The organism is Aliarcobacter vitoriensis, assembly GCF_003316695.1.
GTDB lineage: Bacteria > Campylobacterota > Campylobacteria > Campylobacterales > Arcobacteraceae > Aliarcobacter > Aliarcobacter vitoriensis.
This window is the reverse complement of sequence record NZ_PDKB01000004.1, coordinates 134,259-159,362: the sequence shown is the minus strand read 5'-3', so window position 1 is coordinate 159,362 and position 25,104 is coordinate 134,259. Positions and strand designations below refer to the sequence as shown.

Here is a 25,104-nt window from a genome sequence, read left to right as displayed (position 1 = left end):
ATCATTGATGCTAAAGCTGAAATGAAAATCTTTCTTTTCATCTTAAATCCTTTGTATTAATTTTGAGAATTTGTTTCTCTATATAGTAAGACGATTTAAATGAAAAAAATGGACAATTTTTACAAAATAATTTTCAAATTTGTTAGCTGGAGTTACTTTTTGTAACAAAAAATGGATAAAATTAGATAAAATATTTTATTGAATTTATTTTTAGCTTCTCAAATATTTCATCAAAATTTGCAGGATATACTCTAGTTCCACCAATTGTTGAGATAAAATTTGTATCTCCTACCCATCTTGGTAAGACATGATAATGTACATGTTGTTCTATACCTGCACCAGCAGCCTTACCCAAATTCATACCAATATTTACACCTTCACAAGGCATAATCTCTTTTAGAAGTTTAACTGCTTGTCTTGCTCTAATACTCATTTTTAGCCAAGTAGTTTCATCTAAATCTTCAACATTGCAAGTATGAAAATGTGGAATAACCATAAGATGTCCAGGGCTATACGGAAATTTATTCATCACAACATAACAATAGTCATCTGAAAATAGAACTTGAAGTTTTTTATCATCTAAATTCTTACTAATATGACAAAAAATACAACCTTCAATTTTTTCTTCTACTACATAATTATATCGCCAAGGTGCATATAAATGTTCCATATTAAAGCCTTAAATAAAATTTGGTGCATCATTTGCAAAAAGGATTAAATCACCATTTCTTGTAGTTCTTGCCAAAGTTGTTTCAAGCATAGTTTTATCTTTTAGTACAAATACTTTCTCTTCATCTATATTTGCTTTTAAAATATTTGCATTTAAACTTCCAGTTATTATGACAAAATCAAAAACTTTATCTATTTGTTTTGCTAAAAGTATATTTGCACTATCAGTTGATTCTACAAGCCCTGGAGTTATGATAACTTTTCTTCCTATATAACTTGAACATATATTTACAGCTTCTAACATACCTTCTAAATTTCCATTAAAAGAGTCATCTATTATGATTTTACCATTTGCTTCTATTTTTTGAAGTCGATGTTCAACTTGTGGTAAAGTTGTAAATGCTTCATTTATCTCTAAAACACTCATTCCTAAATAGTTTGCTGTTAAAACAACTGCTGCTAGATTTATAGCATTGAAGCTTCCTAAAATAGGAGCATAAAAATGCTCAATTTGTCCATTTAGTTCCATATCAAACCAAAGTCCAGACAAATCACTCTTTACTATATGTAAATTATTTGGGAACTCTTCTATTTTTTCATTTAAAGTTGCACTTGCACTATTATGAACAAATGCTTTTTGAAGTTTAGAAGACAATAAAAGCTCTTTTTTTGTATTTTTTATATTTTCTAAACTCTTAAAATACTCAATATGTTGTTCTCCAACACTTCCTATGATAGCTATTTGTGGTTCTAAAAAATTTGCTATTGTTTTTATATCACCTTTTACTCTTGCACCTGCTTCTGCTATATATATTTGCGTATCACTTGGTAAATCTTTATTTACATCAAGGACAAGCCCTGCAATAGTATTTACACTTCTTGGTGTTTTATATGTTTTAAATCTATTTTTCAAGACATGATATAAAAAGTTTTTTATCGATGTCTTACCGTAAGAAGCTGTAATGGCAACTATTTTTAAATTTTGATTTAAAGCTAATTTGTTTTTTGCTCTATTTTTATATATTAAAAAAAATAGTTTTTCTAAGCTATTTGACAAAATTAAAGCTACAAGAATAGTAAAAAACAAAGATACATCTGTACAAAAACTATCATCTAAACAAACAGATATTTGTACGAAAACAATCAAAAGTAAAATAGCTAAAAATCTTTTCACCCTTGAAGTTAAAACCAATTGTCTATCCAGTTTTTTATTCCATAAAATAAAACTTACTAAATATATAACAAAGAAATATATCTCAAAATATGGACTTGGAATAAGATAAAATAAAACTATTGGTGATAGAAAAAATGTTATGTGCCACTGCCATTTGTGGTGTTTAAATATAACTCTACCTAACTTATAATTATACCACTGCAAATTGGTAATCAAATACCAACCCAAACTCATAACTAAAACTATTTTTGTAACAATACTAAGATATTCCATTTTCTATTCTTTCAGATATATTTTTTGAATTCTTTAAAAAGAAATAGTGGTCACCACTATATGAAGTAAATTTTGAATTTTTTATCAAACTTGCTATTTTTTTGCCAGATTCTAAAGAAGTTGCAGTATCTTTTTCTCCCCAAAAAATTAAAGCATTATTTTGAAAATTTGAAAAATATACTGAAAAATCTTCATTTACAACATTTTTAAAAGTTGCATACATATTTTCACTCATTTTATCCACATCTTTGCTTCTAAAAACTTTTGTAAAGTTTTTTAAACCAAAAATATTTAAAAGTTTTGCAAAAAATATTTTTAATTTTACACTTAAAGGTTTTTTTTCTAAAATACCTGCACTACTAAGCAAAACTAAATTCTTTGGATTCAGCAAAGTCGCCACTTTCCCACCAAAAGAGTGACCAGCGATAATATCTTTTGAACTATCAATAAGTGTTAAAAACTCTTCACAAATTTTTGCATAATCTTGAGTTGTTAAAACATATTTATTTTGGCTTTTTCCAAAACCTGACATATCAAGATATATATGCCTAAAATCTTTTAGATAACTTGAAAAAGCACTTTTCATGACTTCTTTATTCGAACCCCAACCATGTAAAAATACTATATCTTTTTTTGCATTTGCATTTACAATATCATAAGATATTTCAAAATTTCTATTATCTAAAGTAAAGCTTTTTAGTGCCAAAAGACTATTTTCCTTTAGTTGCTTGGATTTTGTTTACATATTCATAAGTTATAGGAATATGTTTTTTTGCTGGTAAATTTTTTACTAAATTATTGAATATTGTATTGAAATCTTCAAATAGATAATTTGCCATTGAGCCAGGAATTGAATTAATCTCATTTAAATAAACTTTATCATCTATTACAAAGAAATCGCATCTTATGATTGAACCTTCAAATAAAGTATTGTAAAGTCTTTTAAAACTCTCTTTTATTTCATTATTTAACTTTTCACCCAAATCAACTTCTTTTGCTTTTGAAGTTCTTGAAAAATCAAGATATTTTTTATCAAAATCTAAAAATTCAGCTTTTTGTGGTTCTTCTATAATTGAAAAAACAAACTCTCCATTTATTTTTGTACCAGCTAAATTGTACTCTTTTACTCCACTTACAAATGGTTCGATAATAATTGCATCATCAAATTCAAAAGCTACATCTAAAGCATATTGTAATTCATCTTGATTTTTTACAATAGATACTCCAATAGAACTTCCCAATTTTACAGGTTTTAGAATAACTGGAAACATATCAACTTTTATATTATCATTTTTTGTAAAATATTTATAATCAAGTGTATTTACTTGAACACTTGTAGCATAACCTTTTGTAATAAATTTATTTGAACTAACAACACAAGCTTCAGTTCTTGGAGCAATAAAAGGAATATTGTAAAAATCTAAAACAGAAGATAGTATCCCATCTTCTCCATCTCCACCATGAGAAAGATTTAAAACAACATCAAAATCTATATTTTGCTCTTTTTTAAATAAACCAGAAATCTTATAAAATCCACCTTTTTTTAAAAAAGCTTTATCAAATTTTTTATATTCACCACTACTAAAAAGTTTTGAATTTATTTTTGAAGATGGAATTTCATATAAATCTCTATCTTTATCTATAAAAATATATGCTAATTCATTTTTTAAAACATCTTTCATCGCAATCGAGCTAACTATTGAAATTTCATGTTCAAAGCTAACACCACCAAAAACTATTGCTATTTTCATTCATCTTCCCTTTTATAATCTATTTTTGTAATTTTTTCAATGCTTCTCGTACAAGTTCACTAGTAGTTGTAGAACTACAAGTTTTAAGTACATTAGATACTAAATCTTTTTTAAATCCTAATGATTCTAAAGCTAAAGATGCTTCTAAATTTGTATTTGAGAATTCATCATCTAAGTTATTATCCACTATAAATCCACTTAACTCAACCAAAATTCTACTTGCACCTTTTGGTCCAATTCCTGGAACTCGTTTTAACATATTTACATCATTATTACTTACAATCTGTGCAAAAGAAGTAGGAGTAAAAGTTGAACAAATAGCAAGTGCTACTTTTGGTCCAACTCCATTTATTTTAATCACTGTATCAAAAAGCTTTTTTTCATTTATATCCAAAAATCCATATAAATTTTGTGCATCTTCTCTTATGATATGAGTGATTTCAAGTTGTACATCATCTGAAATGATTTTTGAACTACAATTTAGAGATACAAAAACTTCATAAATAACTCCATTTACATTAACCTGAAGTTGTGTTGGTTCTTTTTTTACTATTTTTCCTATTAATCCTACAATCACGTTACTATATTCCTAAAAAATAATTTATTAAATTTATTTTGTTTTCTTAATACATTTTAAATAAAGTTCATTATATAATAAATCCACTTAAAAAATAAGGGTAGGATATGTTTAACTTTATCACAAAAAGAATTAGCAATAAAATAATATTTGCACTATTTTTATTGATGTCTGTTAGTAGTTCAATAATTGTATATTCAACAACAACAAAAGTTACAAAAGATTCTATAGCAAATGCTAAAGATAGTTTAGAAATGTTAAATGCATCCATATTCCAAACCTTAAGAAATACTATGAATACAGGGGATCCAGCTTTAATAGCACAAGCAGAAGAAGAAGCTAGACAAATAAAGGGCGTAAGTAATCTTACAGTTGCTAAAAGTAAAGCTTTGTTAGAACTATATCCTTCAGATATTCCGTTTACTAATAATAAAGAAATTTTAGATAGTTTTAATTCTAAAGAGAACCAAATAATACAGAAAAATGATGAAAATGGTCATACAATTAGAATGATAAAACCAATGATTGCAACAGCTGAATGTATGATGTGTCATGCAAATCAAGAAGTTGGAGATGTTATTGGAGTTATGGACTTAACATTTTCTTTAGAAGAGACAGATAATAGAATAGCTGGTTTACTAAAAGAAATTTCATTAGCTTCAATTATTTTAGGTTTAATTACTATTGGATTAATTTTTATCATTGTTAGAAAAGCTACAAGCCCTATATCAAATTTAAAAGATGGATTTGAAAACTTACTACATTCAAATGATGCAAATATTACTTTAAGCGTAAAATCAAATGATGAAATAGGAGAAGTTGCTGATTTATTTAATTCTTATATGGATAAAGTTAGAGAAGGATTAAAACAAGATGAAATAGTAATAGATGAAGCAAATGATGTAATAGAAAAAACTGCAAATGGATTTTTTATTTATAAAGTTCGCAATACAGCTTCAAATCACCATGTTGAAGATTTAAAAAATAAACTAAACATTATGATAGAAAAAACTAAAGAAACACTAGATAAGATAAATGATACATTAAGACACTATGCTGAATCAAAATATGACTATATTTTAAAAGATGATAATATATTTGGAAATTTAGGTTCTTTAGCAAATGGAATAAAACTTGTAGGAAATAATACTTCAGAACTTTTAGCAATAGTTATGAATACTGGTAATGCTTTAAAAAATAGTACTCAAACACTTTCAGATGCTTCTGGTAAATTAGCTAGCTCTTCAAATGAACAAGCTGCTTCTTTAGAAGAAACTGCTTCTGCACTTGAAGAGATAACAGCTACTATTCAAGCAAATACTAAATCAACTATTCAAATGTCTAAATTGGCTCAAGATTTGAGTGATTCTGCTAAAAAAGGGCAAGATTTGGCTCAAGAGACTGCGAAATCTATGGATGATATAAATGTTCAAGTTAGTTCTATAAATGAAGCTATTGAAGTTATTGATCAAATTGCTTTCCAAACAAATATTTTATCTTTAAATGCCGCAGTAGAAGCAGCAACAGCAGGTGAGGCAGGAAAAGGATTCGCCGTTGTTGCACAAGAAGTAAGAAACCTTGCATCAAGAAGTGCAGAAGCAGCTAGAGAGATAAAAAATATAGTAGAAAAAGCAACTTTAAAAGCTAATGAAGGAAAAAATATTGCAAACAATATGATAGAAGGTTATTCGGAATTAAATAACAATATTTCAAATACTTTAGTAACAATTGAAGGTGTTGCAAATGCTTCTAAAGAGCAAGAAGTTGGTATTTTACAAATAAATGATGCTATTAACTCTTTAGATTCATCAACACAAAAAAATGCTCAAGTAGCTGATGAAATATCTAATATGGCTACTTCTATTGCTTCAATGTCTAGTTCACTTGTAACAGCAGCTTCAAGAGCTTCGTTTATTGAAGATAGTTTAAATAAAGTTTCTGATGTAGATTTAGTATTTGATACAGCTTTATTAAAAGTGAATCTTTTAAAGAGTAAAGATGAAATTTATTCAAAACTTGGTAATTATCAATCATTTACTATAAATGATAATAGCTTTATAAAAGATTGGTTAAATAACAATCAAAATTCTAATAAAATAAAAGATAATGACACGATAGAAAATATTAAACATTTAGATACTATATTTAATAAAAGTTTACAAGAGCTAGTATATTCAAACTCAAATAGAGAAAAAAATGAAATATTAAATAGCAAAGCAAGTAAAGTTGAAAAAAGTACAAACGATATCTTTAATAGTTTAGATAGTATAAAAGTTGGTAATAAAAAAGGTTAAATCCTTTTTTATTATTGCATACTTTTTATCAGTTCCTCTAATTCATCAGCATTTAAACTATCTTCTTTAGCATATATAGTTTTTCCACTACAAGCAAAATTATACTGTGATTTGTCAATATTGTTATTATCACATACAAAATTTACAACTTTTTCTAATGTTTGTCTATGCAAATCTTGTCTTTGTAAAAGTCCAAAAATATTAGATACAAATTCTTCTATTTTTTCTCTTTTATGAATTGGCATGTCCAAATCATCAACTATTTTAGAAATATCCTCTATATTATTAAAAATTGAGATAGAATCATTCTCTGTCTCTTTTATGACTTCACATAATTCTGTAATAAGCTCTTCATATTTCATTCTTTTCCCTTGTTGTAAATATAAATTCATATTAACTAAATATATCTTAATTAGTTAGTGTATAATCTCTGCAATTAATTCTGTTGCATAAGAGCCTTTTGGAAGATAAAACTGTAATTCCATCCAATTTTTATCCTCTTTATAATTACTTTCACAATTTTCAGGAAAAATCCAAGCAAATCTTCTAGCTCCATCTTCTGGTATTTCAACTTGAAACTCTTTTTCTATTTCAAAAGCTAAATTTTCAGATATTTTTACTCTTTTACCACTAAGAAGTCCCGTTGGAACTCTATCACGAAGTAAAAATTTTTCACCCTCTTCTTCAACATTCTCTATTGTAAATATTTTTCCAAATGGATAATGAGATAATAAATCTCCATTTAAAAGTTTAAAAGGATGTTTTTGAGTTTTAGCTCTTTTTACATCTTCAAGAGTAAAATTTAGCTTTTCATAAATTTCTTTTGGTTCAAATGTATCTATTAATTTTGAAATTTCTATTCTTTTTGAAAGCCAAGAATTAAACAGATAACTTTGATAAGCATTTATATACATCTGCTTTAGGTTTCTATTTCTCTCTTTCAATTTTCCTTCAACTATATCTTTTCCTTTTAAATAATTATCCCCATTGATCCCAAATCTTTGAAATCCAAAGTAATTAGGCATACCAAAATTTACAATTTGACTCAAAGCTTCTTCAATTTTTCTTTTTTCTACCAGCCCTACCCTTTTAAGTCTTATAAAAAAACTATTTCCTTTTAAATGCCCTATTTTTATCTTATTGTTATGATATGTTGTTTCAAGTATTTTGATATTTTCATGAGAAAAGTCTTTTAAAGCTTCTTCAAATTTTCTATGTATTGAAATATGCTGTATTGTCATAGCATTTTTATCTTTCAATCCTGCATATCCAAACTCTCTTGTACTAGAATTTAAAAATCTAGCCAATATCTCTATTGCATCCCAAGTTGCTAAATCTTTTTTTCTTAATTTTATTATCAAGTGTTCTCCACTTCCACTAAATTCGTAAAGTGGTACTTCTGTAACAACAAAATCATCTTTATTTTGTTTAAATACAACATCTATTTTTGAATGATTTAAATATCTCTGTAATTGCAAATTTTTTCCTTATTCTTTAAAATGGTGATTTGAAAAACTACTTCTGTAGCTTCCTTTTATTGCTCTTGCAAAAATATTTATCTTTGTTTTATGTTTTTTTGCAATATCTTCTATCTTTTTTAAGTTTTTTTGAGAAACACAAAATAGTATCTCATATTCTTCTCCTGAAGTTCCAACTTCTTCTTTTATTTTTTTAAATATTTCAAATCCAACATTTGAAGCAATAGAAAACTTTTCTAAATCTAAGAAAAGTCCATCTGAAATATCCATAGAAGCGTTTATATATTTTGAAGCTTCATAAAAAAAATCTGATCTCAAAATAGGTTTTATAAACTTTGAATTTTTTTTAATTTTTTTACCACTCAACAAGCTTTCTAAATCTTTTTTAGAATTACCAAGCTTTCCAGTATAAAAAATATAATCACCTAATTGGACACCTCTTCTATATATTGGATTGTTTGTTTTTGAAATAATTGTAATAGAAATATCAAGTTTAGAATTCTCAATAGTATCTCCTCCAATAATTTCAATATTAAAATCCTTTGCAGCTTTTTTGAATCCATTTGCTAATTCTTTTAAATCATTTTCGTTGAAACTATTTGGAATTGCAATGCTTATAAGAGCATATTTTGGTCTTGCATTCATCGCTATTGCATCTGAAATATTTACAATCATTGATTTATAAGCAATTTGTTTTAGGCTTATAAAACCTTTGTCTATCCACTCTTTTTTAAAATGTACATTTTCAAAAAAAGAATCCATAGAGTAAACAAATCCATCTATAAAAGCCCCATCGTCACCAATATATTTACTATTTGAAATATGTTTTATAAAATAATCTTCTTTATTCATAAAAAGATTATATCAAAGCTAAACAAAAAATTTGAGATTTTTAAAATATTGAAGTATAAAAATTTAAAAGCCTACTCTACAATGCGACTTTTCGCATTGTTAGTAAGAAATATTAAGCTTTAACAAAAGAGCAACAATAATCAACTAAACTATTTACTTTTAGTTTATATTTAGAGTTCGCAGGAATTTCAAAAGATGCAGGTCCTTCGAATACTTGCCACTCTTGTGCAGGTAAAAGTAGTTCTAAATTTCCTCTTTGTATATCAATAATTGATTTATTTACAGTATTTAATTCATATTCACCATCAAGCATTATTCCTAGAGTTTTTTTAGAACCATCTTCAAATGTAATCGATCTACTAGTGATATTTCCACCATATAAAATATTTGCAGCTTTAGCTATTGAAACGCCTTTAAAATCTGCCATTTACTCTCCTTAATTGAATTACTAATAATTATATCAATAAAATATTAAAAAAGTAGTATTCTTTTGTTATAATCAAAAAAAATTTAACAAAAGGGTGTAAAATGAGTATTCAAAAAGAGTTAGAAACATTAATAAAAGATGATGTTTTAGTTGAAATTGAAGATTATATTGATGATTTATTTGAAATTATAGCTTCAAAAAAAGATGATGATGAGATTAAAGCAGAATTATTAGATATGCAAGAAATGAAAAAAGAGTTTGAATCTTTGCTTGTAGAGTTAGAAAATGGTGAATTATCTGATGAAGAGTGTGAAGAATTAATAGAAGAAATTAATACTATGAAAGAGGATAATTTGATAGAAGAAGATTGATGAATGCAAGGATATATAATCGATATAAAACCTGTAAAAGATGATGATTTGATAGTTACAATTCTTTGTGAAAATGAACTTGTAACATCGTATAGGTTTTATGGAGCTAGACATTCTAATATAAATATTGGATACAAAATTGATTTTGAATTAGAAAAAACTAAATCAAATATTTCAAGACTTAAAGATGTTATGCAATTAGGATTTCCTTGGATATTAAACATTCAAAAAATGTATTGTTGGCAAAGGTATCTGAAACTTTTTTACGCACATTTAAAAGATTTAGAAGAATTAGATGGATTCTATTTCTATGTACTTGAGAATTTAGTTAAGAAAATAGAAAAACAAAATGTTTTAAGAGCAATAATTGAGTCATACATATATATTTTGGAATATGAAGGACGTCTACATTTTGATTTTGAATGTTTAATTTGTGAAGTAGCAATAGAAAATGAACTTTGTTTGATAAGAGGATTTATTCCTGCACATATAAGTTGTATAAAAGCAAAAAGTTTTAATTTAGAAAAAATTAAAGAGCTTTTTTCTACAAAATCATCAATTAATTTAAGTGATGAAGATATAGAAAAGTTATGGGACATAATCTTACTGGGATTATGATATAACCTCATCTATTCTAGTTCTCAATATATTTATAGCATCTTGTAGACTATTTGCATCTAAATTATATATTTTTGCTTTTTTTATAGCCTTTTCTATACTTTTTTGACTTAAAGGTTCTATGATATTTGATGCTGTTTTGATTACATCTAATATCTGAGCTCTTTTTTTAAAATTTTCTTGTACATTACTTATATCATCTATAAATTCTATTGAGTTAATTAAATTTGTGCTAAGTTTCCAATGTTTAAATACTTGAGCCGTAACGTAAGATGTTGTAACTCCTAAAAACTCTCTTTCTATATCTTCTAAACTATCATCTTGTTCTTGTATTCTTTTCTTAAAATCTGTATCTTTATTTTCACTTTTAATAAAATCTGCTAAAATAAATTTTCCTATATCTTGTAGTAGTGCAGGTAAAATTATCTCTTCTTTTAAAGATGGGTCAAATTTATTAAGCCAAAGATTAGCTAAAACTGAAGAAATATTTGACGATTTCATAAAATCATTATTTGTTACACCATAAGGTTCCAAACTAGATTTTAGAAGCTTTTGAGTGCTTGTTGATATGGCAATAGATACTGTAAAATTTATTCCTAAAAGGCTAATTGCTCTTAATGGAGTTTCTACTTTTGAACGAAATCCAAACATAGCAGAATTTGATATTTTCAAAAGATTAGTTACTATCAAAGCATCTTTTTCTATAATACTAAGTAAATCAAGTATTTCTTTATCACTTTTTCTTCTAAATTCTTCAATTTCAGTTACAGTTCTAGGTAAAGGTGGAAGAGCTTCCACCCTCTTTAGTATAGCTTCTAGTTGCACAATCTTGATTCCTTTAATCTTCTATACATTAAATCTAAAATGCATTATATCACCATCTTGAACAACATAATCTTTACCTTCAAGTCTAAGTTTTCCCAACTCTTTACACTTACTTTCGCCACCATTTGCGACATAATCACTAAAAGATATAACTTCTGCTTTGATGAATCCTTTTTCAAAATCATTGTGAATAACAGCTGCTGCTTGTGGTGCTTTTGTATTTTTTCTTATAGTCCAAGCTCTTACTTCTACTTTACCTGCAGTAAAATAACTCATAAGTCCCAATTTATCAAAAGCTTTTTGAATTATTTGCTCCAAACCTGACTCTTGTACACCTAAATCTGATAAAAATTCACTAGCTTCTTCATCACTAAGACCTACAAGCTCTTCTTCTATTTTTGCACAAAGTACTATAACATCAGCATTAACACTATTTGCATGTTCTTTTACCATTTCAACATATTTATTTGTACCATCAGATAATGAATCTTCATCAACATTTGCTCCATAAATAACATCTTTATTTGATAAAAATCTAAGTTCTTTATCCAAAATTAAGAAAGCTTCATTATCAAGTTTTTCAAATGTTTTTACTGGTTGTAATTCTCCAATATGAGAATACAACTCTTCAGCAATTATAAGTTGAGAAGCAGCTTCTTTACTACCTTTTGCTTGTTTTTTTAGTCTTTCTATTTTCTTCTCTAATTGTGTAATATCAGCATAAATTAGCTCTGTTTCAATAATTTCAATATCTCTTAAAGGATTTACATCTCCTTCAACGTGAGTTATATTTCCATCATCAAAACATCTTACCATGTGTAAAATTACTTCAACTTCTCTAATATTTGATAGAAATTGATTTCCTAATCCTTCACCTTTACTTGCACCTCTTACTAATCCTGCTATATCCACAAAATCAATAGTTGAATGCTGAATTTTATCTGGATTTACAATTTTTGCTAATTCATCTAATCTTTTATCTGGAACAGGAACTACCGCTTTATTTGGTTCTATCGTACAAAATGGATAATTCTGTGCTTCTGCATTTTGTGCTTTTGTTAAAGCATTGAAAGTTGTTGATTTACCTACATTTGGAAGTCCTACTATACCTACTCCTAATCCCATATCTCACCTTTTATTAATATTTTAAACCATTATAATAGAATTTGTCTTATTGTTTAAGTAAATATTATATTCAAATTAATTATTTGAATTTTTTATTAAATAATATTAATTGTTTATATATATTTGTGCTATACTAAATCGTTACATTTTATTTTATGCGAGGTCGTACAATGAACAAGATTCTTTGGCTTTTAATTGCGATACTTGGGGCTGTTTGCTTTGGGTATTTAGCACTTCAACAAGGTGAGACAGTTTCTGCTATGTATTTAGTTGTTGCAGCTGTTTGTATATATATGATTGGTTATAGATTTTATGGTAGATTTATTGCTTATAAAGTTTTAGAACTTGATAAAAATAGAGCTACTCCAGCTATGATTCACGATGATGGAAGAGATTTCGTACCTACAAATAGGTCTGTTTTATTTGGACATCATTTTGCTGCTATTGCAGGAGCTGGTCCATTAGTTGGTCCTATTTTAGCTGCTCAAATGGGATACTTACCTTCTATGCTTTGGATTTTAGTAGGTGGTGTATTTGCAGGAGCTGTTCATGATTTTGTAGTTTTATTTATATCTTCAAGAAGAGATGGAAGATCTTTAGGTGAAATTATCAAGGATGAATTAGGTACTTTTGTTGGTGCAGTTACTATGATTGCTATTTTTGGTATTATGCTTATTATTATTGCAATTTTATCAATGGTTGTTGTAAAAGCACTAGCAGAGTCTCCTTGGGGATTATTTACTATTGCTATGACTATACCTATTGCAATTTTTATGGGTATTTATATGAGATACTTAAGACCAGGTAAAGTTGGAGAGGCTTCTGTTATAGGGTTTATTCTTTTAATTTTAGCTATTCATTATGGAAGTGTAATTGCTGCTGATCCAGTATGGGCGGCTAGATTTACTTTTGATGCTACAACTTTAGCATTTATTATGATGGCTTATGGTTTTACTGCTGCAATTTTGCCTGTATGGTTTTTACTTGCACCTAGAGATTATCTTTCAACATTTTTGAAAATTGGTGTTATTGTACTAATGGCCTTTGCTATTGTTATAGTTGCTCCAGATATTCAAATGCCAAAAGCAAATACGCAATATTTTGATGGAAGTGGTCCAGTTTTTGCGGGAGCTATTTTCCCTTTCTTATTTATTACTATTGCTTGTGGAGCTATTAGTGGATTCCATGCTCTAATTTCTAGTGGAACAAGTCCAAAAATGTTAGAAAATGAAACTCATGCTCTTCCTGTTGGATATGGGTCAATGCTTATGGAAAGTGCTGTTGCAATTATGGCTTTAATTTGTGCAACTATTTTACATCCTGGTTTATATTTTGCTATTAATGCTCCTGCAGCATTTATAGGTACAGATATAGTTCAAGTTGCAAGTACAATTTCTAGTTGGGGATTTAGTGTATCTCCTGAAGAGATTATTAGTTTAACTAAAAATATTGGTGAAGAGACTATTCTTTCAAGAACAGGTGGGGCTCCTACATTTGCTATTGGAGTAGCAATAATATTACATGAACTATTTGGTGGAATAGATATGATGGCATTTTGGTATCACTTTGCTATTTTATTTGAAGCTCTATTTATTTTAACTGCTGTTGATGCAGGAACGAGAGCTTGCAGATTTATGGTTCAAGATATATTAGGAAATGTTTATAAACCATTAGGGAATACTCATAATTATGCTGCTGGTGTTATCGCAACATTTTTAAGTGTTGCTGGTTGGGGATATTTCCTATATCAAGGGACTATTGATCCAAGAGGTGGAATTTACTCATTATGGCCATTATTTGGAGTAAGTAACCAAATGCTTGCTGGTATGGCTTTACTTTTAGGGACAGCAATATTATTTAAAATGGGTAAAGCAAAATATACTTGGGTTACAGTATTACCTGCAATATTTGTTTTAACTGCAACAATGTATGGTGGAATTCAAAAAGTTCTTCCTTATAAAGAAGGAGATAGAGTTCATAATGCTGTAAGTCACGTAGCAACTGCACAAATTCAAGCTAAAAAAATTGCTGATTTAGAAGCTAAACTTCCTACATTAACTGAACAAGCTGATATTGATAAAACTAATGCAGATATATCAATTGCAAATAAACTTAAAACTTCAAATATAATAAATGCTGTTTTAGCTATTTTCTTTATGTTTGCTACAACTTTAGTAATTATTGCAACTTTAGGAATTTGTTTTGGAAGAATAAAAATTCCATTAAAAGAAACACCTTATGTTAAACTAGATAGTCTTCAAAAGGCTTAAAAGTGTTAAAACAAATAAAAGCATTTTATGAAAAATCTGAAAAGTTTTTTCATCCCCTTGTGGGGCTTTCTAGCTATGAGAAATATCTTGAGCATATGAAAAGAAATCATCCTGATAAAAAAGTTTTGTCACGTGGTGAATTTTTTAATGAAGCTTTAGATAGAAGATATAATAGTGGTGGCTTTAAAAAGTGTTGTTAATTAATCTAGGATAAAGTTTTATCAAAAATATAACTCTTAAAAATTAGTTTTTTAAGAGTTATCTCTTACAAAATAAAAAATAAATCGATTTTATAATTTTAGATAAAGAATAAAAGAGTAGTTTAAACTACCCTCTTAATTTTTGCTCTTTAGCTCTTTTTTTCTTCCATCTATCATAGTAAAGCATATATCCAGTTATTACAAATAAAGACATAAGTGCAGAAGATATAAAAAATATTAATTGACCAATCCATCCAAAAAATTCTCCACTATGTAGTGGTAACATACTACTCATAATTTTCTCATTTAATTTTTTATCAGAATACTTTGCTTCTTTTAAAACTTCTGATTTTGCAATATCAATATCCATAGAGTTTGTCTCTCTAAAATGTGTTGCATCTACAAATCTATATGAAATTGTGTATATAGTATCTTTTGTTGGAGTTAATCTAATACTCGCATTTACATAATCTTTTTCAACTTTTTGGTTAAAAATATCAACAGCTTTTTGTGCATCCACAAATGAAACTGGTTTTGGAATTTCTCTTTGTGTTCCGCCACCTTGTCCCCTTTGCCCTTCTTGCCCTTGTCTAGCTTGCTGATTTTGTTGTGCTTGTTGTGGTGTTGGAGCTACATTCCTCTTAGGTTGTTCAACTCCCATAACAGTAAACATAGCACTTCTATACCAATCATAAGACCAATAAAGTCCAGTTAAACACATAAGCAAAAATGGAATAATAAGCCATAAACCAACAGCACTATGCATAGTTGATAAAAAAGCTCTTTTTTTAGTTTTAAAACTAAAAGTAAAACTTTTCAAAAAAGCATGTCTTATTCTTGGCCAATAAACAACTATCCCACTTATAACTAAAACTATACAAGCAATAGTTGAAATCGCTACAACATTTTTACCAATATATTGAATATCTCCAGAAAAAGTAAGCCATCTATGAAGTCTAAAGAAAAAATTAAAGAAATCACCACCTACTAATTCTGGTAAAACTTCAGCTGTATATGGGTTTAAATATATTGTTTCACCTCTTCTATTATTTGGATCAAGAGAAGCCAAACTCATAGAGACACTTGAACTATTGTCAGTTGAAAAAGATATGCTATTTATTTTTCTATCTGGATTTTGTTCTTGATATTTCTCCAAAATCTCTTGTACAGTTAGAATTTCTTTATTTTGTGGAATTTGCACTGTATAAGTATCTGGATTTATTAATCTCATTATCTCTTTTTGATAAGACCACACTGCTCCTGAAATTCCAATTAGGATTAAAGTTACCCCAAATACAATTCCTAAAAGCCAGTGAATCTGAAACCAAAGTTTTTTATGCATAAATTACCTTTTTACTTTTTAACTTCCCAAGGTAAACCTTGTGTTATTGTAATATTAAGAGATAATGCATGAACTGTTTTGTCAAAAGCTACACCATCTTCTTCACCCTTTGTTTCATCTTCAAAAGATGTTTGTAAAAGATAGCCACCTTTCCAAGGTGTTTCAACAGTAAATTCACCTTTTTCATCAGAAGAGAAAGTCTTTGTCCAACCAGTAGGAGAAATAGCTGTTACTTTAGTTTTTGCTAAAGGTTTATTATCAAAAACAATTTTAAAAATATTTTTACTAGCATCAACTGGAACTATATCAAATTTTGTAATAGCATCTTTACTTGTAATTCCAGCTTTTGAATAAGATATTCTTTTTGTAGTAATTCCTTCTGCTCTACTTTTTCTTGGTGCATCTTCTCTTACAACTACAACATCAGTAGCTTTTGAGAAAGTATATGTAACATTGTTATCGTTTCTTTTTACATCTTTTAGTAAATCTTTTGGATAAGCAACACCTTCTTTAATTTTTGCAAATTTTTCACCACTCTCTTTTTCTTTGATATCAAAATGTCCAAAAAATAGTTGAGCTTCATTTTTTTTACTATCTAACTCTAGCCAAACTTCATGTGCACTCGCACCTACAACTACTGCTGATGATAACATCATACTGTAAACAAATTTTTTCATAGATTACTCCTAGTTTTATTTTAGAATAGAATATTACTAAATCAACCTTAACGCTATATTAACAAATTAGCAATTATTATCAAAATTGTACTTCTTAAGGTTAATTTTGATAATCTACAACTATTTTAATTTTAGGATTTAATATGGAAAATATTTTTTTAGTAATTATTGCATTAGGAGCAGCTTATTATTTATATATAAAACTTTTTAAAAGTAGCGGTTGTAACTGTGGAAATGGAAAGAATTCTTGTAAAACAGACAAAAAATAATATTATTATGGTTGTAGAGATAAAAGATTTATCATACGCTTATGGTAACAAAAAAATATACTCAAATCTTAATATTCAAATAAAAGAAGGAACTATTTTTGGATTATTGGGGAAAAATGGAGTAGGAAAATCAACACTTATCAATATTTTAATGGGGTTCTTAAAACCACAAAATGGTAAATGTCAAATTTTTGGTGAAGATTCACACAATTTAAGTGCTAAAAATAAAAAAAATATTGCTTTATTATATGAAGGATTTATATCTTATGATTTTATGACAATCAATGAAATAGAAAACTTTTTTTCACCTTTTTATGAAAATTGGAATAAAAAAATATTTTATGATTTAATAAATCTTATGGATTTAGATTATAATCAAAAATTATCAACTCTATCTTTTGGACAAAAATCTCAGGTTGTATTGGGGCTTTTATTTGCTCAAGATGCAAAACTTTTAATTCTTGATGATTATTCTATGGGATTAGATGCTGGATATAGAAGACTTTTTATTGACTATTTAAAAGATTATGTAAAAGGAACAAACAAAACTGTTCTTATTACTTCTCATGTTATGAGTGATTTAGTTGATTTAATAGATGATATTGCAATTATTCAAAAAGGTGGAAATGTACATAAAACTACTATGAAAGATTTTATATCAAATTTTAGATGCTATAAAGTATCAAATGATGAAGAATTCAAATTAAAAAATATTCATAGAATTGAAAATTTAAAAGATTATAAAAAAATATTTACTTTTGAGAGTTTTAATAATTTAGAAGAGTTAGAAGTAGATTTTGAAGAAAAATTTTTGGGATATGTAGGAAAATATTAATGCTTAAATCAATTTTTTTAAAAGAGTTTATGAAACTCAAATATTTTTTAATATTATCTATAATATTTTATATTATATTATTGTCATATTACTATTTCAAATTAAATTTTGAATTTTCAACAATAGAGCCGGAAAGTATGATGTGGTATAAATTTGCTCAATTAGAAAATAAACCTTACTCATATTTTTTATATTTTTATATGATTTTTGGAACTACTTTTGCATTTGCACAATTTTTACCAGAAATTATTCAAAAAAGGGTAAAACTAACAATTCATTTACCGTTGAGTTTGGCTAAAATCACATTTTATCATGTAACTATTTCAATAATTATCATATTATTACTTAGCTCAATATTTTCTATTTTACTTTTAATGGTAAATAATCAATATTATCCAAAAGAGTTAGTTGAAATTATGATAAAAGATAGTTTTGCTTTTAGCTTAATATCAATTATTTCATATAGTTTAGTTTCAGCATTAATAATTGAACAAAATAAAAAAGTTTTTATTTTAAAACTAGTAATTTTTATATTATTTATTTTTTTATCTATAAAATCAAGATTCTTTATACAAGATTTTAGTCTATTCTTTGCATTAATAATATTTTCTCCATTTATTCTTCTTGACAGTTTTTATAGTATAAAACATCAAAGATTAGGCAAAATATATACAAGTGCATTTGCAATATTTTTAACTATTTTTATATATTTTTCATATGAAAACTATGAAAAAAACTACCAAAAAGAGTTTTATAAATATTATATTTTTTATTCAGATATTGAAGAAGATTTTGTATATCAAAAAAATTTTGGAGCACATCAGTTTGAATATGGAATAAAAAATAGTAAAACTTTTTCTCAAAAAGAGTATGAAGATACACTTCCTTTTGTCTATTATCGTAATTTAGAACTTCAAAACAGACTTCCAGTTGTGATAAAAGATAGAATTTTCAATAAAGATGAGATAAGAGATGCAAAACTAAGTTTTGATTATCAGCCAAGATATTTAGAAGAAAAGGAGATAGACTTTTTCCCACTCTTTAATCCTCAAAGCACTGTTGCTATGATAAAATTTGCAGAAGAATTTTTTGGTTTCTTCAATAAAGAAGTTAAAATTTATGACTTTGACAATAAATATTTAGAAGAATCTTCTAATAAACTAAGTAAAAATTTGCAAGAGTTAAACTTTGTATTTCCAGCCAAAAAGATATTTGGAAAACCTACAAATATAAAACCTTTTGATTTGGGTTATTTGATCATAGACAATGACAATAAAATGTTTAATTTGAGAAAATACGATAATAAAATAATCTTAAAAGAGATAAAAAAAGATAAAGATATAGAAGTTGAGTACATATATATTTCAGAAAATAGACAAAAAAACTTTAGTGGATATGCAATAGATAAAAATAATAACTTCTATCTTCTTACTTGGGATTTTGAGTTTTTAAAACTTGATTTACCAAAGTTTGATTATAAAAATATGAGATTAAGATTTATCTCTGAACCAACTCATTATCTTGTAAGATATGATGATGGAAAAAACTATTTTGCAGTAAGATTTTCAAAAGATAATTTGCAAAAATTAAATGAGATAAAATTTGAAGATTAAAGGAGAATTTGTGTTACTAAATGAAGTAAAAGAAAAAAGTAAAGTTAAGGTTATAAAACTCAATGCCCAAGGAAAGCTACTTTATAAACTTCTTGATATGGGATTTGTAGAAGGAACCATATTAGAGATTATAAGAGAAGCACCATTGTATGATCCAATGGAATTAAAAATACACAACTATAACTTAACACTTAGAAAAAGTGAAGCAAATTTAATAGAAATAGAGATGATATGAAAAAAATAAGAGCAGTATTAGCAGGTCAACCAAACTGTGGTAAATCCACAATTTTCAATCTTGTAAGCGGAATTGAACAACAAATTGCAAATTATCCAGGTGTAACCGTAGATAAAAAAACTGGTTTTTTTAGATATGAAGATTATAAAATAGAAATGGTAGATTTACCAGGGACTTACTCTTTTAGTTCATATTCACTAGAAGAAAAAGTTGCAAAAGAGTTTATAATCAATGAAAAACCAGACATTGTAGTAAATGTTATTGATGCATCAAATTTAAAAAGACACTTATATTTAACTTTTCAACTTTTAGAGATGGGATTACCTGTTGTTGTAGTATTAAATATGATAGATGTTTCAAACAGAAGAGGTATAAAAATAGATAGCAAAAAAATCTCTTCAATGTTAAAATGCCCTGTTATAGAAGCAAGTGGTTCTAAAAGTATTGGCGGTGATGAAATTATGAAATCTATTGTTAGTGTTTATGAGAAACAAGAAGTATTTGAGAAATTTGAACTAAATTATGAAGAATTTGAGAACTATATAAAAGAGATAGAAAATGAAATAGAAGACTCAAATTTAAATATATCAAAAAGATGGTTAGCTATCAAAGCTTTAGAGAATGATACAACAATTATTGATTATCTAAAACAAAATATTACAAATATAGATGAAAAATTAGAAAATGCAAGAAATAAATTTAAAGAACAATACAATAAAAACATAACAACATTTTTGGCAACTTTTCGATATGACAGTGCAGAAATTATATACTCAAAAAATGTAAAAGAAGAAAAAAAAGGTAAAGAAACTTTCACAGATAAAGCTGATAAAATAATACTAAATAGATTTTTAGCATTACCAATCCTATTTGCTTTGATGTTTTTAGTTTATCAAATATCAATTGTTTATGGATATAAACTTACAGATTATACATGGCCAATATTAGCAAGTTTAAAAAACTTTGTTATAGATATATCTCCAGAAGCAAATTTTACAGAAGTTCCAATGATAAGTGATTTTGCTATTTGGATGGTAAATAGTGCAAATGCATTATTAAATTATATTCCAATATTTTTTATACTTTTTGCATTAATTGCAATTATGGAAGATGTTGGATATATGCCAAGAATGGCATTTATTCTTGATAGAGTATTTAAAAAGTTTGGACTTCACGGGCAATCAACTCTTCCTTTAGTTCTTGGAGGAGCAATGGTTGGTGGTTGTGCTGTTCCAGGTGTTATGGCAACAAAAGGAATAGCAGATGATAGAGCTAGAATGGCAACAGTTTTAACTGTTCCATATATGAACTGTTTGGCAAAAGTTCCGTTTTACACCCTACTTTTAGGAGCATTTTTTAAACCTGATATGGCATTGATGATGTTTTTTATATCAACTGCAACAGTATTTACAGCATTAATTGTTGCAAAAATTTTAACAAGTACTGTTTTAAAAAATAGAGAAACAGCACCATTTGTTATGGAACTTCCACCATATCATCTACCAACTTTAAAAGGTATTGTAATTCGTTCTTCTCAAAGAGTTTGGGTATATATAAAAAAAGTTGTAACTATTGTACTTGCAGTTGCTATCGTACTTTTTGCATTATTACAATTTCCTGGACTTAGCGATGAATCAAAAATAAAATATGATGATATGTCTAATAAAGCTTTAATAGAGTTTGATTCAAAGATAAAAGATTTATCATACTATGAACATATAAATTCAAAAGAAAAAGTATCAGAACTTTTAAATATGTATGATAACTATAGAACAAAAAAAATGACAAGTTCTTCAAGTAGCATAGATGATAATTTCAAAGCTAAGAATGAACTTTTCTACTTATTTATAAACCCTGAAAAAAATGCTGAAGCAAGAAAGATAAATACAGCTTTGAGAAAATTATCAAATGATAGAAAAACTATTCTTAGAGAAATAAAAAATGAAAAAGTTGAAAATTCTCTTTTAGGAATGGCAGGAAAAGCAATAGAACCTATAAGTAAATATGCAGGGTTTGACTGGAAAATAAATGTAGCGTTTTTAAGCTCATTTGCTGCACGTGAAAGTGCCGTTGCAACTTTAGGAAGCTTATATGAAAACAACAAAGCAGATAATCAAAGAGCAGAAGAAGCAATGGCAGAAAATAGTGGATATACACCTCTTCACGCAACATCAATTATAATTTTTATGCTTTTAACTCCACCTTGTATAGCTACTATGATAGTTGTTAAAATGCAAACAAACAGTTTTAATTGGATGTTATTTGCTATCTTTTTCCCTATTGGTTTGGGACTTGTAGTATCTTCATTAATTTTTACTTTAGGAAATATTTATTTATGGAGTGGACTTGAAGCTATGATTTATTTTTACTCCTCTGTACTTCTTATAACTTTAGTTCTAGGACTTTTCCCTACTAAATTTATAAATTGGAAAGGAGGATTAAATAAATCTTAGGAATAATTTTAACTTATGCAAAATTTAATTTAATAAAAAGGATAAAAAATGATTAAAAAAACTATATTTTCAGCTGCGATACTATTCGCAACAAGTTCGGCTTTTGGACACTCAGCTTTAATGAGTTGTTTTGACAATGGTGACAACACTATCACTTGTGAAGGTGGATTTAGTGATGGAAGTAGTGCTAGTGGAGTAAATTTTAAAGTAGTTCAAGATGGTAAAACTATTCTTCAAACAAAAATTGATGAAAATAGTGAAATAACTTTTGATAAACCAACTGGTGATTTTAATGCTGTTTTAGATGGTGGTGAAGGTCACGAAGTTATTGTAAAAAGTAAAGATATTAACTAAAACACCAATTTAAAGGTAAGTGTATGTTACTTACCTTTAAAAGAGTATTCTTATTTCAATTTTAATATAAAAATATATTCTATACTCTTAAGTATGAGTTCCAAAGTACAAAAGGAAAGTATATTTTTATATCGAAATTTTAATCTCAAAATTAAATAAATACTTTGAAACCCATGCTTAAAAGTACAAAGAGAGCAAAAACTCTCTTTATATCTAGTTTTTTAAAACTCCATTTTCATAGAAAATGCAATATTTCTTGGATTTCCTAATGTATCACTTGAAGCCCAATAATTTTCATCAGTTAAATTTGCTACATTTAGATTAAAAGTTGTAGAATATTTATCTAATTTAGTTTTATATCTAAGTCCTGCATCAAATAAAGTATATGCATCAATTTTTTGAAGATTTGTATTATCAGCAAATCTACTTCCAGTATAATATGCTCCACCAGTTAAAGTTAAACCACTAATTTGTGGAATATTATACTCTGCATAGATTTTTGCCATCTTAGTTGCAGTTCCAGTTGGTTTTTTACCTTCTAATTTTGGGTCATTACTTTTATCTATTTTTGGATCTAAAAGAGTTCCTCCTGTCATAATTGTTAAATTATCAGTTATTTTTCCAGTTAATGTTAGTTCTATCCCCTCATGTATTCTTAATCCATCTTGTACATAAGTTGGTATAGGTAAAGCTTTATTAGAGTATTCATAGGGTTTTTCTATTCTAAATATTGATGAACTTAAAAGTAAATTTTCAGAAATAGAGTATTTTGCTCCAATCTCATATTGTTCACTTTTTAAAGGTTCTAAGATTTCACCTGCATTTTTATAAGTACTTCCAACTATCGTTCCTTTTTCTAAAGCTTCCATATATGTAACATAAGTTGTTAAATCTTCAAATGGTTTATAAATTAAAGATAATGTTGGAGTTAATTTTGATTTATCATATTTTGATGTTTCTTTCCCTGTTGAATTAAAAACTTTTGTTCCAATAGTTGTATAATTTGCTCCGATTAAAGCACTCCATTGTTCATTAAATGTTATATCATCACCAATTACTATATTTGTATTTTCAGATTTATTTGCCTTATACTTTTTACCATAATCACTTGTATTAAATTCTGAAGGCATAGAATAGTTTAATAAATCATCAAGAGTTAAATTAGAAGGAGTTGTAGAAGCCCAAAAAGACTCTTTTTCATATTTCTTTTGTTCTAAAATATCTCCTGAAACTCCCATCGTTAATTTATGTTTTATACTTCCCGTATTAAACTCACTATCTAAATAAGTATATGCACCTTGAGCAATATAATCAGATGGATTAACTTTACTCATCCATTGTAATTTCCAACCTGTTGTTGTAAATGTCGGAAAAGCTTGAGTGTGTTCTCTAGTATCTTTTTTATATAAGTATGCACTTCTAAGTGTAAAAATATCATTTATATTCCAAGTTGCATTTAAACCCACTCTATTTGTTTCAGTCTCATTATAAACCCAATCATTAGGAACATATGTTTTACTCATATCTAAAGAATCTGCATCAGGCCATACATTTGGTATATCTGAATAGAAAGACTGTTCTCTACCATCAGCTCTATAATATTGATAAGCAGCTTCTAATTGAAGTTGAAAATCATCTGTTACATTCCAATCAATAGCACCACTAATAAGTTTTCTTTCCACATTTTGATCATCTTTTGAAGTTTCACCATCTTGATATGAAGCATTTAATCTATATGCAAATTTACCTTTTTCATCTATTTTATCACCTAAATCAAGATGAGCATAATATTGTTCATTACCATAATTTCCTAAAGTTAGATTTGTAAGTCTTTTGTAAGTTGGTCTTTTTAACACATAGTTTGTTGTACCTCCAACATTTCCAGCTCCATACATAAACCCAGAAAGTCCATTTAAAATTTCAACTCTTTCTAATTCTTCCATACTGATTCCTGAAGAAGTAGAAGAAAGTCTTAAACCATCTATAATTCCAGTTTGTGTACCAAATCCTCTAATTACTGCATATGGTGTTCCATAAACAGAAGTCGTTGCAGCTGTTTGAGTAACTGGATTCATTTTATAAATTTGATCCATATCTCCTGATATAGAATTTTCGATAAGTTCTTGTGGGATTACTGTCATTGAGTAAGGTGTATCTTGAAGTGATTTTTCGCCCCAAAACCCTACTTGTTTTAGTTCTTTTACTACATAACCATTTTCGCTACTTCCACTTTTATGTGAAGTTTCATTTACTGAAATAGTATCTAATACTGTAGTTTCATTAGCACTTAATAGGTTACCCCCCCCCGCAAGTCAATATTGCAGCAACAGACATAGCTAGTCTTATTTTCATCTTTTTTCCTTTATATAATTATAATAACTACTACTAGTATGTAGTAGAAAGCAGTATTGTAATAAAAAAA

At 27.2% G+C, this 25,104-nt stretch carries 25 protein-coding genes; 11 read left to right on the top strand and 14 right to left on the bottom strand.

Features of this window, described 5'->3' with window-relative positions:
* Positions 1-181: 181 nt before the first annotated feature.
* From CRU91_RS03600 to ruvA, 5 genes are read right to left on the bottom strand one after another with little or no spacing between them, the layout of a single operon-like run.
* The gene (locus CRU91_RS03600; RefSeq protein WP_113893466.1) at positions 182-670 is read right to left on the bottom strand and encodes an HIT family protein; all 489 of its coding nucleotides are present in this window, start codon (positions 668-670) and stop codon (positions 182-184) included.
* 9 nt (positions 671-679) lie between these two features.
* Positions 680-2,116, bottom strand: coding sequence for a Mur ligase family protein (locus tag CRU91_RS03595; protein WP_113893464.1), 1,437 nt, complete (start codon positions 2,114-2,116; stop codon positions 680-682).
* On the bottom strand, positions 2,103-2,822 hold the full coding sequence (locus tag CRU91_RS03590) for an alpha/beta fold hydrolase (RefSeq protein WP_113893462.1): 720 nt from the start codon (positions 2,820-2,822) through the stop codon (positions 2,103-2,105). Before CRU91_RS03590 ends, CRU91_RS03595 begins: the two co-directional genes overlap by 14 nt.
* A gap of 4 nt (positions 2,823-2,826) precedes the next feature.
* A complete protein-coding gene (locus CRU91_RS03585; protein ID WP_113893460.1) occupies positions 2,827-3,867 on the bottom strand; it encodes a D-alanine--D-alanine ligase in 1,041 nt (346 codons plus the stop codon).
* Positions 3,868-3,886: 19 nt separating this feature from the next.
* A complete protein-coding gene (ruvA, locus tag CRU91_RS03580) occupies positions 3,887-4,444 on the bottom strand; it encodes a Holliday junction branch migration protein RuvA (protein ID WP_113893458.1) in 558 nt (185 codons plus the stop codon).
* Between the two features lie 107 nt (positions 4,445-4,551).
* Between ruvA and CRU91_RS03575 the strand changes: the two genes are divergently transcribed.
* Entirely contained in the window at positions 4,552-6,738 is a 2,187-nt protein-coding gene (locus CRU91_RS03575; protein WP_113893456.1) for a methyl-accepting chemotaxis protein, read from the top strand.
* Between the two features lie 11 nt (positions 6,739-6,749).
* Here CRU91_RS03575 and CRU91_RS03570 read toward each other — a convergent pair whose 3' ends face one another.
* The 4 genes from CRU91_RS03570 to ppnP form a co-directional block, all read right to left on the bottom strand.
* Positions 6,750-7,100 (bottom strand): hypothetical protein, encoded by a 351-nt coding sequence (locus CRU91_RS03570; RefSeq protein WP_113893453.1) that lies wholly within the window; start codon positions 7,098-7,100, stop codon positions 6,750-6,752.
* A 54-nt stretch (positions 7,101-7,154) separates the two neighbouring features.
* Entirely contained in the window at positions 7,155-8,216 is a 1,062-nt protein-coding gene (gene truD / locus CRU91_RS03565) for a tRNA pseudouridine(13) synthase TruD (protein WP_113893451.1), read from the bottom strand.
* 9 nt (positions 8,217-8,225) lie between these two features.
* The gene (locus tag CRU91_RS03560) at positions 8,226-9,068 is read right to left on the bottom strand and encodes a thiamine-phosphate kinase (protein WP_113893449.1); all 843 of its coding nucleotides are present in this window, start codon (positions 9,066-9,068) and stop codon (positions 8,226-8,228) included.
* 112 nt (positions 9,069-9,180) lie between these two features.
* On the bottom strand, positions 9,181-9,495 hold the full coding sequence (gene ppnP / locus CRU91_RS03555; protein WP_113893447.1) for a pyrimidine/purine nucleoside phosphorylase: 315 nt from the start codon (positions 9,493-9,495) through the stop codon (positions 9,181-9,183).
* Positions 9,496-9,596: 101 nt separating this feature from the next.
* Here ppnP and CRU91_RS03550 point away from each other — a divergent pair, with 101 nt between their 5' ends.
* Positions 9,597-9,866 carry a hypothetical protein gene (locus CRU91_RS03550; RefSeq protein WP_113893445.1) on the top strand — a complete coding sequence of 90 codons (270 nt, stop codon included), beginning with the start codon at positions 9,597-9,599 and terminating at the stop codon, positions 9,864-9,866.
* A 3-nt stretch (positions 9,867-9,869) separates the two neighbouring features.
* A complete protein-coding gene (gene recO / locus CRU91_RS03545) occupies positions 9,870-10,484 on the top strand; it encodes a recombination protein RecO (RefSeq protein WP_113893443.1) in 615 nt (204 codons plus the stop codon).
* On the opposite strand, the gene CRU91_RS03540 is transcribed toward recO, so the two are convergent.
* On the bottom strand, positions 10,479-11,309 hold the full coding sequence (locus CRU91_RS03540; protein ID WP_113893441.1) for an HDOD domain-containing protein: 831 nt from the start codon (positions 11,307-11,309) through the stop codon (positions 10,479-10,481). The genes recO and CRU91_RS03540 overlap by 6 nt on opposite strands.
* 21 nt (positions 11,310-11,330) lie before the next feature.
* A complete protein-coding gene (gene ychF / locus CRU91_RS03535; protein ID WP_113893439.1) occupies positions 11,331-12,434 on the bottom strand; it encodes a redox-regulated ATPase YchF in 1,104 nt (367 codons plus the stop codon).
* A gap of 170 nt (positions 12,435-12,604) precedes the next feature.
* On the opposite strand from ychF, the gene CRU91_RS03530 reads away from it, so the two are divergent.
* Both CRU91_RS03530 and kcuS read left to right on the top strand, forming a co-directional pair.
* Positions 12,605-14,704, top strand: a complete 2,100-nt coding sequence (locus tag CRU91_RS03530; protein WP_113893437.1) for a carbon starvation CstA family protein — start codon at positions 12,605-12,607, stop codon at positions 14,702-14,704.
* A 2-nt stretch (positions 14,705-14,706) separates the two neighbouring features.
* The gene (kcuS, locus tag CRU91_RS03525) at positions 14,707-14,904 is read left to right on the top strand and encodes a KCU-star family selenoprotein (RefSeq protein ID WP_113893435.1); all 198 of its coding nucleotides are present in this window, start codon (positions 14,707-14,709) and stop codon (positions 14,902-14,904) included.
* Positions 14,905-15,031: 127 nt separating this feature from the next.
* On the opposite strand, the gene CRU91_RS03520 is transcribed toward kcuS, so the two are convergent.
* Together CRU91_RS03520 and CRU91_RS03515 are read right to left on the bottom strand one after the other, a co-directional pair.
* Positions 15,032-16,246 (bottom strand): PepSY-associated TM helix domain-containing protein, encoded by a 1,215-nt coding sequence (locus CRU91_RS03520; protein ID WP_113893433.1) that lies wholly within the window; start codon positions 16,244-16,246, stop codon positions 15,032-15,034.
* A gap of 11 nt (positions 16,247-16,257) precedes the next feature.
* Positions 16,258-16,923, bottom strand: a complete 666-nt coding sequence (locus CRU91_RS03515) for a DUF4198 domain-containing protein (RefSeq protein ID WP_113893431.1) — start codon at positions 16,921-16,923, stop codon at positions 16,258-16,260.
* Positions 16,924-17,066: 143 nt separating this feature from the next.
* Here CRU91_RS03515 and CRU91_RS03510 point away from each other — a divergent pair, with 143 nt between their 5' ends.
* Genes CRU91_RS03510 through CRU91_RS03485 form a run of 6 tightly spaced genes read left to right on the top strand, consistent with a single transcriptional unit; the run spans position 17,067 to position 22,682 of the window.
* Positions 17,067-17,192: a FeoB-associated Cys-rich membrane protein gene (locus CRU91_RS03510; RefSeq protein WP_113893429.1), complete on the top strand. Its 126-nt coding sequence runs from the start codon at positions 17,067-17,069 to the stop codon at positions 17,190-17,192.
* Positions 17,158-18,027 (top strand): ABC transporter ATP-binding protein, encoded by an 870-nt coding sequence (locus CRU91_RS03505; protein WP_113893427.1) that lies wholly within the window; start codon positions 17,158-17,160, stop codon positions 18,025-18,027. The genes CRU91_RS03510 and CRU91_RS03505 overlap by 35 nt, the downstream gene beginning before the upstream one ends.
* Complete coding sequence (locus CRU91_RS03500; RefSeq protein ID WP_113893425.1) at positions 18,027-19,640, top strand: DUF4857 domain-containing protein; 1,614 nt, start codon at positions 18,027-18,029, stop codon at positions 19,638-19,640. Before CRU91_RS03505 ends, CRU91_RS03500 begins: the two co-directional genes overlap by 1 nt.
* Before the next feature lie 10 nt (positions 19,641-19,650).
* The gene (locus CRU91_RS03495; protein WP_113893423.1) at positions 19,651-19,875 is read left to right on the top strand and encodes a FeoA family protein; all 225 of its coding nucleotides are present in this window, start codon (positions 19,651-19,653) and stop codon (positions 19,873-19,875) included.
* The gene (gene feoB / locus CRU91_RS03490) at positions 19,872-22,328 is read left to right on the top strand and encodes a ferrous iron transport protein B (RefSeq protein WP_113893421.1); all 2,457 of its coding nucleotides are present in this window, start codon (positions 19,872-19,874) and stop codon (positions 22,326-22,328) included. The genes CRU91_RS03495 and feoB overlap by 4 nt, the downstream gene beginning before the upstream one ends.
* Positions 22,329-22,376: 48 nt before the next feature.
* Positions 22,377-22,682, top strand: a complete 306-nt coding sequence (locus CRU91_RS03485) for a hypothetical protein (protein WP_113893419.1) — start codon at positions 22,377-22,379, stop codon at positions 22,680-22,682.
* A 221-nt stretch (positions 22,683-22,903) separates the two neighbouring features.
* On the opposite strand, the gene CRU91_RS03480 is transcribed toward CRU91_RS03485, so the two are convergent.
* Positions 22,904-24,940 carry a TonB-dependent receptor gene (locus CRU91_RS03480; protein ID WP_257118822.1) on the bottom strand — a complete coding sequence of 679 codons (2,037 nt, stop codon included), beginning with the start codon at positions 24,938-24,940 and terminating at the stop codon, positions 22,904-22,906.
* Positions 24,941-25,104 lie beyond the last annotated feature (164 nt).